The organism is Bradyrhizobium ganzhouense (genome assembly GCF_049949285.1).
GTDB classification, from domain to species: Bacteria; Pseudomonadota; Alphaproteobacteria; order Rhizobiales; family Xanthobacteraceae; genus Bradyrhizobium; species Bradyrhizobium ganzhouense.
Genome location: NZ_CP181318.1, coordinates 6,581,321 through 6,598,564 on the forward strand (window position 1 = coordinate 6,581,321; position 17,244 = coordinate 6,598,564).

Below are 17,244 nucleotides of genomic sequence, written 5' to 3' on the forward strand. Positions count from 1 at the left end.
CCGCCCGAGGCGGGACCGGAGTCTGATCGACCATTCGGATAGATTGTTGATGCGTCCCCTCGATTCCGTGACATCGAAGCAGCGCGTGGCCTATGGCCTCGCGTTCTTCGTGCTGTTCGTCGCCCTCTGGTCCTGGGCAACCTTCGGCGGCCATGTGTCAAAAACCTTCCTCGCCAATCCGCTGACCATGGTGCAGGAGGGCTATGACCTCCTGACCAAGCAGGGCTTCCTGTTCGACATCGGCATGACGATCTGGCGTGTTGTCGGCGGCTTTGCGCTGGCCGCGATCATCGCAGTGCCGCTCGGCGTCCTCATGGGCGCCTACAAGCCGGTCGAGGCCTTCCTCGAACCGTTCGTCTCCTTTGCGCGCTATTTGCCCGCTTCTGCTTTCATTCCGCTGTTGATCCTGTGGGCCGGCATCGGCGAGTTGCAGAAGCTGTTGGTCATCTTCATCGGCTCGGTGTTTCAGGTCATCCTGATGGTCGCCGTGACAGTCGGCACGACGCGGCGCGATCTGGTGGAAGCCGCCTATACGCTCGGGGCCAGCGACCGCGGCATCATCCGCCGCGTGCTGCTGCCCTCCTCCGCGCCCGAGATCGCGGAGATCCTGCGGCTGGTGCTGGGCTGGGCCTGGACCTACGTCATCGTCGCCGAGCTGATCGGCTCGTCCTCCGGCATCGGCCACATGATCACGGACAGCCAGGCGCTGCTCAATACCGGCCAGATCATCTTCGGCATCATCGTCATCGGTCTGATCGGCCTCCTCTCGGACTTCATGTTCAAGGCGTTCAATGCCTGGCTGTTTCCGTGGAGGCTCGCATGACCACGCTGAAGATCGAGCAGGTCTCGCGAACCTTCCCGGCGCGCCACGGCAACGCTCCCACAAGGGCACTGGAGCCCACCGATCTCACCATCGGCAACAACGATTTCGTCACGATCCTTGGGCCCTCCGGCTGCGGAAAGTCCACGCTGCTTCGCATCGTCGCCGGCCTCGACCGTCCGACCAGCGGACGCGTCACCCTCGATGGCCGCGAGGTCACCGGGCCCGGCGCCGATCGCGGCATGGTGTTCCAGTCCTACACGCTGTTTCCCTGGCTCACCGTGCGCGAGAACATCGCCTTCGGCCTCCGCGAGCGGGGCGTGTCGGAAGGCGAGCGCAACAAGATCGCCGACGCCTTCATCCGCCAGGTCGGACTGTCCGGCTTTGAGAACCATTGGCCGAAGCAGCTCTCGGGTGGCATGCAGCAGCGCACGGCGATCGCGCGCGCGCTCGCCAATGACCCAAAAATTTTACTGCTCGACGAACCCTTCGGCGCGCTGGACAACCAGACCCGCGCCTTGATGCAGGAAATGCTGCTCGCCATCTGGGAGCGCGACCAGAAGACCGTTCTGTTCGTGACCCACGACATCGAGGAGGCGATTTTCCTCGGCAGCCGCGTCATCGTCATGAGCGCCCGTCCCGGCCGCATCAAGGCCGAGATCAATGTGGACCTGCCGCATCCGCGCTCCTACAAGATCAAGACCACGCCGGAATTCGTCCAGTTGAAGGAACGGCTGGTCGAGGAGATCCGCACCGAGGCGCTAAAGGTTGCCGAACATGCCTGACACCAATCCGCGCGCCGATGGCGAGCGCGTCCTCGCCGATCTCAATGCGCTGCGTGCCTTCGGCGCCTACAAGACCGGCGTGCACAAGCCGACCTTCTCCGAGCCACACAGGCAATCGCTGGACTGGCTGGTGCGGAAGCTGTCCGAGGCCGGGCTTGCGGGCGCGATCGACGGCATCGGCAATGTCATCGGCACCAGTGCAAAGCCGGGGCCGAAGCTGCTGGCGGGATCACATCTAGAAAGCCAAAACTACGCTGGCTGGCTCGATGGCCCCCTCGGCGTCGTCTACGCGCTCGAGGCCGCGCGCGTGCTCAACACGGATCCCTCGGCGAAAGGCGCGGTCGAAGTCGCGGCGTGGTGTGACGAGGAAGGTCATTTCGGCAGCTTCCTCGGCTCGCGCTCCTATATCGGACAGGTGAGCGAGGCCGAGATCGACGCCGCGCGCGACCGCACTGATGGACGCACCATGCGCGACGCGCTGAGCGAGATGGGGCTTGCCGGACGGGCGCGCATCGCTGCCGAGCCGGGACGGCACGTCGGGTATCTCGAGGCGCATATTGAGCAGGGCGACACGCTCGAGAGCGGCAAGCTCGCGATCGGCGTCGTGACCTCCATCGTCGGCATCTGGCAGTACCGCATCAATTTCACCGGTGAGCAGAACCACGCCGGCACCACGCGCATGGCCGTGCGCAAGGATGCCGGCCTCGCGCTGGCCAAATTCTGCGTGGCGGTCGACCAGCGTTTCCCGGCTGTGTGTGGACCGCGCACGGTCTGGACCACCGGCCGCATCACGCTCGATCCGGGCGCGCCGAGCATCATCCCCGGCGGTGCGGAGATGCTGTTCCAGATCCGCGACGACAACCCGGCCGTGATCGCGCAGCTGGAAGAGCTGCTGCGAACGTTGGCGGACGAGGCCAACGCCAACGGTCCCTGTACCGTGACCGCGGAGCGGATCCGCGTGGGCGCACCCGCCATGATGGATTCCCGCTTCCAGGATGCGATCGAGGCGGCGAGCAAAGCCGAGGCGGACGGACGATCGCTGCGCATGCCGAGCGGCGCCGGCCACGACGCGCAGATGCTCGCGACCATCATGCCCGCGGGCATGCTGTTCGTGCCCTCGATCGGCGGCATCAGCCACCATTGGACTGAAAACACCGCCGACATCGACATCGTCACCGGCGCTCAGGTTTTCGTCGATGCCTGCCGGCGGATTCTCGCGGGTTAGAACGACGTACCGCCGCCGAACCTGAACTGCTGCACCACGTCGTATTTGCCCTTCGTGAGCGGCACGGCGTAGTCGAAGCGCAGCGGTCCGAACGGCGAGGCCCAGATCAGACCGACGCCGACTGACGAGCGCACCACGCTGCTGTCGTCATATTGCAGTCCGCAGGTCGGGCAGGCCTTGGTATTGACCTCGCCCGTGGCCGTCCACGAGGTCGGCCCCTGGTAACCCCAGAGCGAGCCGGCATCGGCATAGACCGCGCCCTTCAGGCCGACCTCCCTGGGCAGGAACCAGAACGGCATCTGCAACTCCATGGACGCACCCCAGTACTTCGTGCCGCCAAGGGCATCGCCCGTGGCGCCGAAGCTGGCATAGGTGATGTCGCGCGGACCGATGCCGTTGGAAGCGAAGCCACGCACGAGGTTCGAGCCCATCTGGAAGTGATCCAGCATGCGCAGATCGTTGTTGCCGATCTTGCTGAGGACGCCACCCTGGAGATGGATCACACTGACGATCTCGGAGACCAGCGGCGTGTAGTATTTGGTGTCCAGCGCAGTCTTCAGATAGGTGACATCGCCGCCGACGCCGGCAAAATCCTGCTTGAAGTCGACGAGCAGGCCGTCGGTCGGGTTCTTGGTGTTGTCGAGCGTGTTGTAAGTCAGCGTGTAGCCCAGCGCCGAGGTCCAGGTCGGGCCGTTCGCCAATTCTTTTCGGACCGGCAGGCTGGATTCGCCGTCGCCATAGCAGCCGTAACCGTAGAGGCCCGAGCTCGTGGAATTCGTCGGATCAACCCCGCCCAGGACACTCTGGATGTAGGCCGGCGTCGGGTTGAACGCCAGCGACGTGTTGGCCGCGTTGTTGTTGCAATTGTTGTAGGCGCTGGCGAGCGCGATGCTCTGCTGATAGAGCGAGTAGCGAAGCTGGAGCGACAGGTCCTCGCGCAACGCGAAGCCCAGGCGCGGCGAGAAGCCCAGCGTCGTCACCCCATAGCTCGTATAGCTGTTCGACAATTGCTGACGCCAGTAGGTATCGAATCCAAGCGCGATCCGGTAGTCGAGCAAATAGGGCTCGACAAAGGACAGCGATACCCCGCGGGCATATTGGCCGTAGGTCACCGACGCCTTGGCAAAGAGCCCTTTGCCGAGCAAGTTGCGCTCGGAGACCGAGACTTCGGCAAGCGCGCCGTCGGTCGTGGAGTAGCCGCCCGAGATCGAGAAATCGCCGGTCGACTTCTCCTCCATATCAACGATCAGGATCACGCGGTCGCTGGACGAGCCGGGCTCCGTGGTGATCTTGACGCTCTTGAAATAGTCGAGGTTCTTCAACCGGCGTTCGGCGCGGTCAACCAGGGCGCGGTTGTAGGCGTCGCCCTCGGAGAGGTCGAATTCGCGCCGGATCACGTAGTCACGCGTGCGGGTATTGCCCCGCAGACTGATGCGCTCGATATAGGTGCGCGGCCCTTCGTCGATGTTGAACACGACCGAGACGGTGTGTGATTCAAAATTGCGGTCACCGCTCGGCCGCACCACGGCGAACGCATAGCCGCGGCGCGAGGCCTCGATCTGCATCTCCTCGGTCGACTTCTCGACCGATTCGACATTGTAGAGCGAGCCGACATTGACGCGCGAAAACCCGCGCAGCGAGCTCGCGTCGAAATTGGCGATGCTGGAGCGGAAGTCGACCGTGCCGACGCGATATTGCTGGCCTTCCTCGATCTTGAAGCTGACGAGGAAACCCTTCTTGTCCGGATCATATTCGGTCAGCGCGGCCACCACCTGCGCGTCCGCAAAGCCGTTCTTGAGATAGAAGCGGCGGATCAGGTCGCGATCGGATTCGACCCGGTCCGGATCGTAGATGTCACCACTGCTGAGGAAGCTGAGCAGATTGCTCTCATGCGTCTTGATCACGTCGCGCAGGCGCGCGGCCGAGAAAGCGCTGTTGCCGATGAACTCGATCGATTTGACGCCGGTCTTGACGCCCTCCTCGACCGTGAAGACGAGATCGACGCGGTTGCTCGGCTGCTCGATGATTTCGGGCGTGACGCGGACGTCGTAGCGGCCTGAGCGGCGATAGATCTCGGCGATCCGCAGCGTGTCGGACTGCACCATCGCGCGCGAGAAGGTCCCGCGCGGCTTGGATTGGATTTCGGCCGAGAGCTGCTCGTCCTTGATCTTCTTGTTGCCCTCGAAGGCAACGCGGCCGATCACGGCGTTTTCCATCACCGACACGACGATATGGCCGCCGGCCCGGTTGACCTTCACATCCTGAAACAGGCCGGTCTCGATCAATGCCTTGATGCCGTCGTCGAGAGCGACCTGGTCGAACTGCCCGTTGGCGCCAGCCTTGAAATAGGAGCGAACTGTCTCGGCCTCGACGCGGCGATTGCCCTCCACCACGATCGCATCAGTGGCTTGCGCCGCCGCGGCTGGCTGCGGCAATAGCACCGACGGAAGCGAGGTTGCAACCGACACGCCACCCACGACCACCGCGACAAGCCAGGCCCGCAAAAACGACATTCCACACCTCAAGAGCACCTGACTTGCTCTGAAACGGGAAAGCTGTGGCCACGGTGTGGCTTTCAGATTGCTGTACTGTTTCCGGCGATTGAGTTTGATTGAGCCGCCAACATGCACGACGCCGCTCGCGCGGCGTTTGCGCGAAGAACCAGCAACATCGGGCAACGCAAGGCTTGTTTACACGCCGCTGGGTTACCTTGCGCCCTTCAAACGATCAGCCATGCGCTCCGCGATGGCGACTGTGGTCAAATGAGTGTTGGCGCGCGGCACTTCCGGCATGATCGAGGCATCGATCACGCGCAATCCCGTGCATCCGATCACACGGCAATCGTGATCGACGACCGAACGTGCGTCGTCCGGCGCGCCCATTCTGCAGGTGCCGCTGGCGTGCTGCGCGTCGCTGCACTCGGCGAAAAGCCAGTCGTCGAGCTCTGCATCGCTCAACGCCTCGTCCATGGAGCGTCCGCTGGCGCCATAGTCGACGCGGTCAGCGATATCGGTCACCGCAGGCTGCAAACAGATATCACGCAGCCGGCGGACACCGTCGCGCATACGCAAGAGATCGCGAGGATCGGACAGCATGCGCTCCTCCACGGCCGGATCGACCTCGGGGTCGGTCGTCACGATGCGGACGTGGCCTTGGCTGAAAGCCTGATAAACAGAAACGGCGATACGCCCTAGCGTGACTTCAGCCATCGATTGCGACGAGCGGGCAAGATTACCGGCGATCATGATCATGTCGTTCTCGCCGACATCCGCAAGGCCGGACGAGTAGCGCAGGCAGCAATTGGTGTGCCGGTGCATCAGCGTGCTGACCTGGCTGCCCTCACGCAAATGCAGCAGTGCGTTGACGATCGGATGGTCCAGCAAGTTCTCGCCCACCGGCAAGTCCGCGCGGATGGGAATGCCGAGCCTCTCCAACAGGACCGCAGGCCCAATGCCGGAGCGCTGCAGGATGGCCGGCGAATGGATGGCGCCGGCGCAGAGGATAACGTCACGCGTTGCACGATGTGCGTAGGATCGATCGTTCACGCGAACCCGGACGCCGTTGGCGTGCAGCCGGTTGCCTTCGAAGGTGATGGTGTCGACCAGGGCGTGACCGACGATATCGAGATTGGCGCGATCGCGCGCCGGCTCGAGATAGCCATCATTGGTGGAGATGCGTAAGCCACCCTCGCTGTTGATGGCGTAAGGCGAGACGCCGGTGCCATCAGGTGCGTTGTGATCCTCACACCAGCCATAGCCGAGGCCGAGCGCCGACGCGCGCAGCGCGCGGTCGACATTGCCCCAATCCGGAATCGGAGCGCGATACACCGGGATCGGACCACGATCCCCGTGATAGGGCGCATCAGGGAAATTCTTGTCCGTTTCGAGCTTGCAGAAATAGGGCAGAAGCTCGTCCCACGACCAGCCCGTGCAGCCCGCAGCCGCCCAGCGGTCGATGTCGTCGGGAACGGCGCGGATCGCGATCTGGCCATTGATTGTCGAGCTGCCGCCCATGGCGCGGCCACGCCAGAGCAGCAGCGGCTGCTGCCGCTCGGTGCGTCGCGCCAGCAGCTTCGGCCAGCGGAAGTCGTCGTCGCCGATGGCCCGCATCGGGTTCGGGATGCGAATGTGTTCCGGCGTGGTCGCGGTGCGGAGATCCTGCCCCGCCTCGAGCAGCAGCACACGATGCGACGGGTCTTCGCTGAGGCGCGCGGCCAGCGTCGCTCCGGCGGAACCTCCGCCGATGATGATCGTATCGTATTCCTGTTCAATCACGTCCTGTGCGCTCCTGCGACGGCCCAATGGGACGTGGCGATCATTCCTTCAGACCGGTTCCAGCCACGCCACGCACGAAATTTCGGCGCATCAGCGAGAAGAATAACGCGCTGGGAACGAGGGCAAGGGCCGCTGCCGCGCTGAGATGACCGATATCCACCGTGAAACCGGTCTGAAACAGCGCCAGCCCAACCTCGAGCGTATAGGTATCCTTGTTGGTCGTCACGACGAGCGGCCATGCGAACGCGGTCCAGGCCTGAAAGAACGCCAGCACGGCCAGCGCCCCCAGCGGTCCCCGCATCAGCGGCAGCACGATCCGCAGAAAGATCCAGCCCTCGCCTGCCCCATCCACCCGCGCGGCCTCCAGCAGCTCGTCGGGGATCGACGTCGTCACATATTGCCGCACCAGAAAGATGCCGAAGCTCATGACGAGATAGCCGACCAGGAGTCCGGGCAGCGTGTTCAGCAGTCCCGCCGCCTGAACGTTCAGATAGAGCGGGATCATGTACACTTCAAAGGGAACGACCGATGTCGCGATGATGATGCCGAAGACGGCCGGGAACCAGGGCAGATCGAACTTGCCGAGCACGTAACCGGCGATGGCGGAGGTGGTGACGATGCTGGCCGTCGAAAGCCCTGCAAAGACGAGCGTATTGCCGATCCAGCGAAGCAGCGGCGTTTCGTGCAGCACGCCGAGGATATTCTGCAGCGTCGGTTGGTCCGGAATGATGGTTGGCGGCCACGTCAGCAATTCCGGCGGCGTCTTGAATGCGTTGCTGATCAGGAAGACGAGCGGCAGCAGCATCATCAGGCCGACCGCGAACAGAACGACGTCGATCGCGAGGCCGGCAGGCGTGTTCCGATCAACATCGCTGGACGGATGGTCTGGATCGCTCACGCGCGGCTCCGATCCCGAAATAGTCTGAACTGCGCGCTCGTCAGGACGAGCACGATCACGAGAAGAACCACGGCTTCGGCGGCGGCATAGCCGACCCGGTAGTTTCGAAAGCTGTTCTCGAGCATATCGAGGACGAGGACGCGAACGAGATGTCCCGGCGCACCCTGGACGTCCGAGGCCAGGACGAAGGCCTGCGCATAGATGTTGTACGACGAGATCAGCGTAATCACCGACACATACAGCATCACCGGCTTCAACAGAGGTATTGCGACGTAGCGGAAGGCCTGGAACGAGGATGCGCCGTCGAGGCGCGCTGCCTCGTAGAGCGCCTCCGGAACGTTCTTCAATCCGACGAGAAAGATCAGGACAGCGTAGCCGATCGACTGCCAGGAACACAGGACGATCAGACACACCAACGATAAGGTAGGGTCGAACAACCAGGACTGGGCCGGGATTCCGAACCATCCAATGAGGGCATTGAGTGGCCCGAGCCGCGCATCGAAAATCCATTTCCAGGCCATCGCCGCCGGCACCAGCGACACGACGTGCGGCAAAAAGATGGAGGTTTCGTAGAAGCCGCTGCGACGCAGCCCCTGCCGGCTGTTGATCAGCGCGGCGAGCGCGAGCCCGACGGGAATCGTGATCACCAGGACGCCGAAGGCGACGATGGTGGTATTGAAGATCGCTTCGAGAAATAGTGGATCACTCATCAGCTCGACGAAGTTGTCGAGTCCAACGAACGGTTTGCGCCGCGAGATGATGTTCCACTTGAACAGGCTGAGACGTAATGTCTCGGCGATTGGATAAACACGCAGGCAAGCATAGAGGCCGAGAACCGGGAGCAGCGCCAGAACTGGAAACAGCCATTTCGGCTTGGAACGCATGGAGTCTCCCGGAGGCGGTCGCTGGCTAGCGCTGCAATTGTGTGGGTCTAGGGTTTGGCCAGCAGATCTTCCCGGGCAAGGATCTTGTCGCTCTCCTCAGCCGCCGACTTCAGGAAAGCGTCGATGGCTGTATCGTTTCCTGCCAGCGATTTGTCGGTGAATGCCTTCTCGAGCCGGGCCGCGAGCCGGGTGAGAATTTCGCTGGCCGGACTGATCGCCGGAACAGTGAAGAAGACGTGGTCGGCGGGGGTATTCACGAACGCGCCGAGCTGGGGGATCTTGCCGAGGACTGCAGAGTAGTCGAGCCCCTTGCGATTTGGCACCCACGCCGTGTTCTCGAGCAGCCACAGCAAATTCTCCGGCTCGTTCGCCTTCTGAACGAAATCCCAGGCGATCTGACTCTTCGGCCCCTTGTTGGGAACGTAGAGATCCACCGGGACCATCAACGTGCCCTTCGGCAACGGCGCCGTCGCGTATTTGAGGTTGGGCGCCTTTTTGGCGACGTCGCCGATCACCCAGGACTCCCGGATGAACATCGCGGTCTGCCCGAGCTCGAAGGCTTCAGCGTCCGCCTTCATCTCCGGCAACACCGTCCGATAGGTCACGACGTTGTCGAGGTACAGCTTGAGCGCGTTGCGGCCAGCCTCGTTCGCATAGGCGGCGCGCCACTTCCCGCCCTTCTCCTCCAGCAAGGTCCCGCCGAAATTATAGAGGATCGTCCAGTACTTCTCAGCGATACCGGAACCACCGCCGCTCAGACGCAAACTCCAGCCGCTGACCGTCGGCGCGCCGGACGCGTCACGCTGCACGAGCTTCTGCGCATAGGCAGTGTAATCCGCCATCGTCTTGGGAGGCGAGTTGAGGCCGGCCTTGGCAAACATCTCGGTGTTGTAGAACAGCGCGCCCTGCCCCTGGAACAGCGGGACGCCGTAGATCTTGCCGTCATACGTGGCCGTCTTTACGCGCGTCATGTCGTAATTGGCTTTGACGAAATCCACGATCGCGGCCGGCGGATCCGGAATAAGGCCCGCCTCCAGATATCGCGCAGCCTCGACCTCCATCTCGATGACGTCTCCGGCCGAACCGGAGGGAAGCGAGAGCGCCAGCCGCTTCTCATGCTCACGCAAGGCGATTGCCTCGACGCTGATGTCGAGATCGGGATACTTCGCCTTCAGCTGGTCTCCGACGCGCTTATAAAATGGGGCCAGGTCAGGCCAGCCGCTCCAGATGGTCAGCTTCTCCGCCGACGCCGGTGACGCCATCATTGGCAGGGCGACAGCCACCGCCAGCCATCGCGCCGCTGACAGCCATGAACGACGCTTCTTCGCGGGAGCGGTTGGATATCCGAACGTGCCGACCGATGTCGCGATGAAGGCCATGTCCCCGCTCCCAGAACTACATAAATCCCGATCAAAGGCTGTCATGCAACCGGTTGCGTGTCAATTGCGATCCATTGCCGCTTTCCGAGGCTGTTGACCAAATCGTCAGCGGCTTCTTCGTTTCGCAGGCACCGGACCCGTGCTCGCGCGAATGACGAGATGAGAGTTCAGCTTGTGACGGATCTCGCCCGACGCGCCACCATTCATCTGGCTGAGCAGGAGGCCGACCGCGACGTCGCCGGCATCGGCGCAACGCGCCGACACTGTCGTGAGCTGCGGGTAAGTGGTCTCACCAAGGACGTCATCGCAGCCGACCACGCTGAACGATTTGGGCACGTCGACGTCGAGAGCGGCAAGCCCCGCCAACAAGCCCTGGGCCACAAGGTCGTCGAACGCGATGGCCGCAGTCACTCCGCTGGCAACGATCGGGGCGGCGGCCAATCGGCCGGTGTCGTAAGACGGCGGGCGCGCTGGAATGGCGATCACCTTGAGCCCGCGTTTCGCCGCCTCCTTGCGGACCGCGTTGCGCCGCTGCTGGTTGGACCATGACGTCGTGGGGCCGCTGACATAGGCGATGTGCCGATGCCCGAGCTCGGCAAGATGCGCGATCGCGGCCGCAACGCCCGGCGCCGTGTCGATCAGGACCCGCGTAATTCCCTCGATGTCGCGATTGATCAGCACCAGCGGCCGACGCGCCGCGTAGATCCGGATTTGCGCCTCGTCCAGGCGGGATGAGGCGAGCACGAGCCCCTCTACCTGGCCGATGAAGCGGCCGAGCAGCAACTCCTCGCGGGCGGGATCCTCGTCCGAATTGCCCAGAAAGACGCATAGTCCCGCCCGGTCGGCATGAAGCTGCGCCGCTCTGATCAGGGGCGGAAAGAACGGGTTCGCAACGTCGGAGACGATGAGCGCGACATTACCGTGCCGTCCGGTCGAGAGTGCGCGCGCGACCTGGTTGGGCACATATCCCAATTTGTCGGCGACCGCCTTGACGCGCCGGACGGTCCCCTCACTCAGCATTTCCGGTCGCGTGAAGGCGCGCGATACCGTCGCGCGCGAGACGCCGGAGATCTTTGCGACCTGACTTATGGTCGGCGCGATCTGTGACCGCCGCTCTCTGCTGTCGGAATCGCGTTTCACCAGAGGGCGTCTCCTGTGCGGGATCTCGACACTACACATGCCTTGATCGTCGCCGGGGCGCAAGCTTGACATGCAACCGATTGCATTACATCTTTGATCGTGCGGAGTGACAGGCCCCGACAAGAACCCACGGATGAGCATGATGGCTTCGGTCGCTCCAGGAATCCCGACATCAAGGATCGCGATATCAGAGACGCGGGACGCGATGGGCCGGGCCGCGGCTCTCGACATCGCTGCCGCGCTGCGCGATCGCCTCGCGCGGCAAGATCGTGTGAGGATGGTGTTCGCCGCCGCTCCGAGTCAGGCAGAGATGCTGGAGGCGCTTGCGGCCGAGCGCGATATCGATTGGCGACGCGTGATCGCCTTCCACATGGACGAATATCTTGGGCTTCCGGCGCACGCGTCCGAGCGCTTCGGCGCGTGGCTGACCCGCCATTTCTTCTCGCGCGTTCCCCTGGGCACGGTCCATTTGATCGGACAAGAATCAGATGCGGACCGCGAAGCGGCGCGTTACACGGCCTTGCTTGCCGAGGCCGCGATCGACATCGTGTGCCTCGGCATCGGCGTCAACGGGCATCTGGCGTTCAACGATCCGCCCGTTGCAGATTTGCACGACACCAAGCAGGTCAAGATCGTCGAGCTCGACGCGATCTGCCGCCAGCAGCAGGTCGACGACAAGTGCTTTGCAACTCTGGACGACGTGCCGACACACGCCATTACGCTGACGATCCCCCGGTTGCTGGACGCTCATCGGCTGTTTTGCGTGGTGCCCGGCGCAGCCAAGCGCGCCGCCGTCGAGCAATCCCTGTACGGCCCGATTGGCGCGGCCTGTCCGGCGAGCGCATTGCGTACGCATCCGCGATGCACGCTGTATCTCGACCGGGATTCCGCACCACCTCGGCTGCAGGCGCCGGCACGCGCATGAGCAACGAGGCGACACATGTCTCGGGCTGCGATCCGGAGACCGGACAGCCTCATACGATCACCATTGTCGATGGCCGCATCTCAGGCATCTCCCCAGGTGGTGCCGATGACGGACATTGGTTGTCGCTCGGACTGTTCGATCTGCAACTGAATGGTTTTGGTCGCCATGACCTCAATGGCGGCACCGATCCCCAGACGGTTTGCGATCTTGTCCTAGCCGTCCACGGCAGCGGCGTTTCGCGTTTTGCTCCGACGCTGATCACGGCATCACGCGCTGCGCTCATCGATGCGTTGAAGGCGATCGCACAGGCGCGCAACAGCGATCCGCTGGTCAAGCACGCGATCCCCTTCGTCCATGTTGAAGGGCCCCATATCGCACCCGAGGACGGTCCTCGCGGCGCGCACCCAGCCGAGCATGTCAGGCCACCAGATCTCGATGAGTTCGACGCCTGGCAAGCCGCCTGCGGAAATATCATCGGCCTGGTGACCTTGTCACCGCACTGGCCGGAGACGGCCGACTATGTGCGAGGGCTTCGGAGGCGCGGCGTTCATGTTGCGCTCGGCCATACCAGCGCCACGGCAGATCAGATCTCCGCTGCCGTCGACGCTGGCGCCATGTTGTCAACGCACCTCGGCAACGGCATCGCGGCGCAGCTGCCGCGGCATCCCAACCCGATCTGGACGCAGTTGGCGGAAGACAGGCTCCGGGCGAGCTTCATCGCCGATGGCCACCACCTTCCGCCCGAGACCTTCAAGGCGATGCTGCGCGCAAAGGGCCTCGAACGATCGATGCTGGTTTCAGACGCCGTCGCGCTCGCGGGTTGTCCGCCGGCGATCTATGACATGCCAGTGGGCGGACGCGTCGAACTGAAGGCGAATGGCCGGTTGGAAGTCGTCGGCACGCCGTTTCTGGCGGGCGCAGCAGCCAGCCTTGCGTTCGGGATTGCGACGGCCAGACGGATGGCCGGCTTGACGCTGGCCGAGGCACTCAGGCTGGCAACGATCAATCCCCGCACACTATTCCAGCTGCCAGCTCTGACAGTCGGCTCGCCAGCAGATCTGCTTCGATTTCGTCTCGGAGACGACGGGTCCATCATTCCCGAGACCGTCTATGTCGCTGGTCAGCCCTTTCCAGCCAAGCATTGAGGAGGTGAGATGAGCCAACTTCGCATTGGGTTGGTCGGTCCAGGGGCGATCGGTGAAACGCACGCGCGAGCGATCAGGGCGCTGGGCGAGACCGTTTTGGCCGCTGTCGCCGGCGGCACGCCTGAGCAGATTGCCGCATGCATCGATGGCGAACCGGTTCCGACATTTGCAACCACCGACGCCATGCTGGCCGGAGCAGACATCGACGCCGTCGTTATCTGCACTCCGAGCGGCGCTCATCATGACGCAGCACTTGCCGCCATCAGGTCCGGACGGCATGTGCTGGTCGAAAAGCCGCTTTGCGTCGATCCGGCCGAAGCCGCATCGCTGGTCCGCGCGGCCGAGAGCTCGCAGTTGACATGCGGCGTGGTCTCGCAGCGTCGGCTCGAACCGCAACACCAGGCGATCAAGGCGCTGCTCGACGCGGGCCACCTCGGACAACCGCGCCTGATCGAGGCGGCAATCCACTGGTATCGCTCCGACGCATATTATGCGGAAAAGCCATGGCGCGCCGAAGCCGATCACGGCGGCGGCTCGCTGTTCAACCAGGGCGTCCACAATCTGGATCTGATGCTTTGGCTGTTTGGACCGGTGGCGAGTGTTCAAGGCAAGACGGCGACGCTTGGACATGCGCACGCGATTGAGGACACGACGACGGCGCTGTTGTCCTTCCTCTCCGGCCCGCTCGGCGTGATCGTGACGAGCACGGCATTGCCGCCGGGACGGCCGGCCATGCTGCGCTTGTTCACAGATCGCGGCAGCTGCGAGCTTGCACACGACAGCATCGTTCGCTGGGATTTTCCCGATGTCCCACAGCCGGCGAGCGCGACGGGACCGGGAAGTGCCGCCAACGATCCCAAGGCGATCGGTATCGAGGGGCATATTGCGCAATGGCGCGACTTCGTCCAGGCGGTCCGGGAGCGACGGGCACCCGCCACTCCGTTCAGGGATGGGTTCGAGGCTACGCGCGTCGTCACCGCAATCTATCGCTCGGCCGCGGAAGGCCGGGCTATCACCCCCAACGACATCTCGCCCCTGGTGTAGTCCGATGGCCGGCAATGCTTCTTCCAAGCTCGATATCGCCATCATTGGTGCGGCTCATCCGCATGTCGAATATGTGCTCTCGGAGATCGCTGTCAGGACCGACGTCAGGATCGCGGCGGTCGCCGATCACGACGGCGCGCGCCTCGCCGAGTTCGAAAGGCGCACGCAGGCTCCCGGCTATGCCGACCCGATCGCATTGTTGGAGGCGCACAAGGTCCAGGCGGTGGCCGTCTTCACCGAGTTCGGTCTCCGGGCTCCGATCGTGGCCGAACTGCTGCGCCGGAATATTTTTGCGATCGTCGACAAGCCGATGGCGGTGACGGTTCCCCAGCTTACCCTGATCGAGGACGCCCTTGCCGGGCGCAACCTGCTGACGCTCCTGCTCGAGAAGCGCTTTTATCCGGTCACGCTCGCGCTCCGTTCGGTCCTCGAAAGCGGCGAATTGGGAGACATCGTATCGATCAGCTCGACCGGACCGCACAAGCTCGTGCCAAGCCGTCGTCCGGCATGGATGTTCGAGCCGTCCACCTATGGCGGCATTCTCGCCGACCTGACGGTCCACGACATCGATCTGGCGCTTTGGCTGACGGGCCACACCAGCGGCACGATCAGCGGCTGGGTCTCGCCCACCCCGGCTGCCGGCACGACGAGCTTTCCCGCTCTGGGGCGCGCCATCCTCGCCTGCGACAACGGCCCGCAATTTTCAATCGAAGTGGACTGGATTCAGCCGGAAGCCTCTCCCCGCCACGGCGACTATGCCATGCGGATCTCGGGGACACGCGGGCGCGCGGACATTCTCTTCGCCGAGAATCGGCTGCTCGTTGAAACCGCGACACGAGCGAGACGTGAGGTCGACCTTCCCTCGGGCGGCTCGCCTGCCGGCTTTGTCTTCGATCACCTCGTGCGCGGCGAAGCCCTGCAGATTTCGACGAAGGATGCCCTGCGCGCCACGCGCATTGCGATCCTCGCCGAGGAAAGTGCAAAGCAAGGCGGCAAGCCGATACGGTGGGGCTGAGAGGCGATGCTCGAATTTACGGCAGATTATCCCGCAGAAAAATGTCGATGCGGATGCGCTCCTGATCGGGGCTGATCGGCTCGCCGGAACAATGCGCGAGCAGGACGCGCGCCGCAGACCGTGCCTCGTGGCCGGGATCCTGGTTGATGATGGCATCGAGCGTGCCGCGGACCAGAAAACGCCGCGTGTATTGCGTCAGCTCATGGGTGATCCAGACCACCTCGCGCGCGCGGGCGGAGGCCTCGAGCGCATCGGCGATGCCACGGTTTCCGGCGCCGCAGCAATAGATCCCGCGGAGATCGGCATGGCGCGCGAGCAGCGCGGCGGTGAGCTCGCGCGTGCGCTCGCTGTCGTCGCGCCCCTCGATGACCGGCAGCGCGCGCAGGTTCGGATACTCGCTGGACAGGATCTGGTGGAAGCCGAACTGCCGCTCGGTGTGATCGCGCAACGACAACGATCCCGCGATCACGGCGACGGTCCCTTCGCGCCCGGCGAGGAAACGTCCCATCAGCGTCGATGCAGTCCGCCCCGCCGCCGGGTTGTCGATGCCGACATAATGCAAGCGGCGCGAGCTCGGCGCGTCCGACACAAGGGTCACCACGGCGACCCCACGCGCAGTGAGCTCGTCGATCGCGGCGCGCACCCTGGGATGGTCGAGCGCGATGACCGCGACGCCCTGATAGGCCGGCGACAGGTTCTCCAGCGCGCCGGCCAGCACATCCGGATCGAACACGTCGACATGGACGATATCGATGAAACCGCGCTGGCCGGCGAGCCAGTCCGCGGTGCGCTGGACCTGCTCGGTCAGGTTGGTCATGAAGCTGTTGCTGCCGGACGGCAGCACAAAGGCAAAGCGAAAACTCTGCCCGCGTGCGAGCCGCGCGGCCGCAACGTCAGCACGGTAGCCAAGCTTGGCAACCGCAGCCTCGACGCGCGCGACGGTCTTGGCGCGCACCCCCTCGCGCCGGTTGACGACGCGATCGACAGTGGCGAGCGAGACGCCCGCCGCACGCGCGACATCCTCCAGCGTGGCGCGAAGCGCCGGCTGCGTCGCGCCAGCTGTCATTCGCGCGCCGCCCATAGCATGCCGCGGGTCATCAATGTCCGGATCTCCGGTACGTCGAGCTCGTAGGCGCGGTGGCCGAGCGAGGAATAGAACACCCTGCCCGCGCCGTATCGCTTCTTCCAGACCACTGGCATCACCACGCCGTCGATCCAGGATGCGTGCTCGCCGGTAAAGGTCGTCGTCGCCAACACCTCGTTGGCGGGGTCGACATGCATGTAATACTGCTCGGAACGATGCTCGAAACTCTTCAGACCCTTCATGATGGGATCATCCGGCTTCGTCAAGTCGACCTTGTAGTCGATGATGTTGCCGGGATGCGCGACCCATTGCCCGCCGCACAGGAACTGGTAGTCGACGGACTCGCGGAACGCATCGCCCATGCCGCCATGATGGCCGGCAAGCCCGACGCCGCCACGCACCGCCGCGCAGAGATTGAGCGCGTCCGCTTTCTCGATCTTCGACATGGTGTAGATCGGGATGATCAACGAGAGATCATGGATCGCCGGATCGCCGAATGCCTCGGTCGTCGTTTCGATCCGGACCTCGAAGCCTTCCGCCTTCAGCCAGCCGCGGATCATCGAGGCACAGAGATCGGGATCGTGTCCCGGCCAGCCGCCCCATACAATCAATGCCTTGCGCATGGT

At 63.8% G+C, this 17,244-nt stretch carries 15 protein-coding genes; 7 read left to right on the plus strand and 8 right to left on the minus strand.

Annotated features, from left to right (window positions below; genetic code table 11):
* The first annotated feature begins 49 nt into the window (after window positions 1-49).
* The 3 genes from ACLFLU_RS30450 to ACLFLU_RS30460 are packed head-to-tail and all read left to right on the plus strand — an operon-like array spanning window position 50 to window position 2,830.
* The gene (locus ACLFLU_RS30450; protein WP_426414105.1) at window positions 50-823 is read left to right on the plus strand and encodes an ABC transporter permease; all 774 of its coding nucleotides are present in this window, start codon (window positions 50-52) and stop codon (window positions 821-823) included.
* Window positions 820-1,605, plus strand: coding sequence for an ABC transporter ATP-binding protein (locus ACLFLU_RS30455; RefSeq protein ID WP_426408424.1), 786 nt, complete (start codon window positions 820-822; stop codon window positions 1,603-1,605). Before ACLFLU_RS30450 ends, ACLFLU_RS30455 begins: the two co-directional genes overlap by 4 nt.
* Window positions 1,598-2,830, plus strand: coding sequence for a Zn-dependent hydrolase (locus ACLFLU_RS30460; RefSeq protein ID WP_426408425.1), 1,233 nt, complete (start codon window positions 1,598-1,600; stop codon window positions 2,828-2,830). Before ACLFLU_RS30455 ends, ACLFLU_RS30460 begins: the two co-directional genes overlap by 8 nt.
* Here the strand turns inward: ACLFLU_RS30460 and bamA are convergent.
* The 6 genes from bamA to ACLFLU_RS30490 form a co-directional block, all read right to left on the minus strand.
* Window positions 2,827-5,343, minus strand: a complete 2,517-nt coding sequence (gene bamA / locus ACLFLU_RS30465; protein ID WP_426408426.1) for an outer membrane protein assembly factor BamA — start codon at window positions 5,341-5,343, stop codon at window positions 2,827-2,829. The two genes, ACLFLU_RS30460 and bamA, sit on opposite strands and share 4 nt — an antisense overlap.
* A gap of 192 nt (window positions 5,344-5,535) precedes the next feature.
* Entirely contained in the window at window positions 5,536-7,104 is a 1,569-nt protein-coding gene (locus tag ACLFLU_RS30470; RefSeq protein WP_426408427.1) for a GMC family oxidoreductase, read from the minus strand.
* A gap of 40 nt (window positions 7,105-7,144) precedes the next feature.
* Entirely contained in the window at window positions 7,145-8,002 is an 858-nt protein-coding gene (locus ACLFLU_RS30475; RefSeq protein ID WP_426408428.1) for a carbohydrate ABC transporter permease, read from the minus strand.
* Complete coding sequence (locus tag ACLFLU_RS30480; protein WP_426408429.1) at window positions 7,999-8,886, minus strand: carbohydrate ABC transporter permease; 888 nt, start codon at window positions 8,884-8,886, stop codon at window positions 7,999-8,001. Before ACLFLU_RS30480 ends, ACLFLU_RS30475 begins: the two co-directional genes overlap by 4 nt.
* Window positions 8,887-8,933: 47 nt before the next feature.
* Window positions 8,934-10,265 (minus strand): extracellular solute-binding protein, encoded by a 1,332-nt coding sequence (locus tag ACLFLU_RS30485; RefSeq protein WP_426408430.1) that lies wholly within the window; start codon window positions 10,263-10,265, stop codon window positions 8,934-8,936.
* A gap of 105 nt (window positions 10,266-10,370) precedes the next feature.
* Entirely contained in the window at window positions 10,371-11,405 is a 1,035-nt protein-coding gene (locus ACLFLU_RS30490) for a LacI family DNA-binding transcriptional regulator (RefSeq protein ID WP_426408431.1), read from the minus strand.
* A 205-nt stretch (window positions 11,406-11,610) separates the two neighbouring features.
* Here ACLFLU_RS30490 and ACLFLU_RS30495 point away from each other — a divergent pair, with 205 nt between their 5' ends.
* From ACLFLU_RS30495 to ACLFLU_RS30510, 4 genes are read left to right on the plus strand one after another with little or no spacing between them, the layout of a single operon-like run.
* Window positions 11,611-12,330 carry a glucosamine-6-phosphate deaminase gene (locus tag ACLFLU_RS30495; RefSeq protein ID WP_426408432.1) on the plus strand — a complete coding sequence of 240 codons (720 nt, stop codon included), beginning with the start codon at window positions 11,611-11,613 and terminating at the stop codon, window positions 12,328-12,330.
* Complete coding sequence (locus ACLFLU_RS30500; protein WP_426408433.1) at window positions 12,327-13,475, plus strand: N-acetylglucosamine-6-phosphate deacetylase; 1,149 nt, start codon at window positions 12,327-12,329, stop codon at window positions 13,473-13,475. Before ACLFLU_RS30495 ends, ACLFLU_RS30500 begins: the two co-directional genes overlap by 4 nt.
* A 9-nt stretch (window positions 13,476-13,484) precedes the next feature.
* Entirely contained in the window at window positions 13,485-14,519 is a 1,035-nt protein-coding gene (locus ACLFLU_RS30505; protein WP_426408434.1) for a Gfo/Idh/MocA family protein, read from the plus strand.
* 4 nt (window positions 14,520-14,523) lie between these two features.
* The gene (locus ACLFLU_RS30510; protein WP_426408435.1) at window positions 14,524-15,534 is read left to right on the plus strand and encodes a Gfo/Idh/MocA family protein; all 1,011 of its coding nucleotides are present in this window, start codon (window positions 14,524-14,526) and stop codon (window positions 15,532-15,534) included.
* A 16-nt stretch (window positions 15,535-15,550) separates the two neighbouring features.
* On the opposite strand, the gene ACLFLU_RS30515 is transcribed toward ACLFLU_RS30510, so the two are convergent.
* Complete coding sequence (locus tag ACLFLU_RS30515; protein ID WP_426408436.1) at window positions 15,551-16,600, minus strand: LacI family DNA-binding transcriptional regulator; 1,050 nt, start codon at window positions 16,598-16,600, stop codon at window positions 15,551-15,553.
* Entirely contained in the window at window positions 16,597-17,241 is a 645-nt protein-coding gene (locus ACLFLU_RS30520) for a ThuA domain-containing protein (protein WP_426408437.1), read from the minus strand. The genes ACLFLU_RS30515 and ACLFLU_RS30520 overlap by 4 nt, the downstream gene beginning before the upstream one ends.
* Between the last annotated feature and the right edge of the window lie 3 nt (window positions 17,242-17,244).

Excerpts from the sequence above, each read along its gene's own strand:
- ACLFLU_RS30510 (WP_426408435.1), top strand. The coding sequence starts at position 14,524 with ATGGCCGGCAATGCTTCTTCCAAGCTCGATATCGCCATCATTGGTGCG.
- ACLFLU_RS30485 (WP_426408430.1), bottom strand. The coding sequence starts at position 10,265 with ATGGCCTTCATCGCGACATCGGTCGGCACGTTCGGATATCCAACCGCT.
- ACLFLU_RS30520 (WP_426408437.1), bottom strand. The coding sequence starts at position 17,241 with ATGCGCAAGGCATTGATTGTATGGGGCGGCTGGCCGGGACACGATCCC.
- bamA (WP_426408426.1), bottom strand. The coding sequence starts at position 5,343 with ATGTCGTTTTTGCGGGCCTGGCTTGTCGCGGTGGTCGTGGGTGGCGTG.
- ACLFLU_RS30515 (WP_426408436.1), bottom strand. The coding sequence starts at position 16,600 with ATGACAGCTGGCGCGACGCAGCCGGCGCTTCGCGCCACGCTGGAGGAT.
- ACLFLU_RS30460 (WP_426408425.1), top strand. The coding sequence starts at position 1,598 with ATGCCTGACACCAATCCGCGCGCCGATGGCGAGCGCGTCCTCGCCGAT.
- ACLFLU_RS30480 (WP_426408429.1), bottom strand. The coding sequence starts at position 8,886 with ATGCGTTCCAAGCCGAAATGGCTGTTTCCAGTTCTGGCGCTGCTCCCG.
- ACLFLU_RS30505 (WP_426408434.1), top strand. The coding sequence starts at position 13,485 with ATGAGCCAACTTCGCATTGGGTTGGTCGGTCCAGGGGCGATCGGTGAA.
- ACLFLU_RS30450 (WP_426414105.1), top strand. The coding sequence starts at position 50 with ATGCGTCCCCTCGATTCCGTGACATCGAAGCAGCGCGTGGCCTATGGC.
- ACLFLU_RS30495 (WP_426408432.1), top strand. The coding sequence starts at position 11,611 with ATGGGCCGGGCCGCGGCTCTCGACATCGCTGCCGCGCTGCGCGATCGC.
- ACLFLU_RS30455 (WP_426408424.1), top strand. The coding sequence starts at position 820 with ATGACCACGCTGAAGATCGAGCAGGTCTCGCGAACCTTCCCGGCGCGC.
- ACLFLU_RS30500 (WP_426408433.1), top strand. The coding sequence starts at position 12,327 with ATGAGCAACGAGGCGACACATGTCTCGGGCTGCGATCCGGAGACCGGA.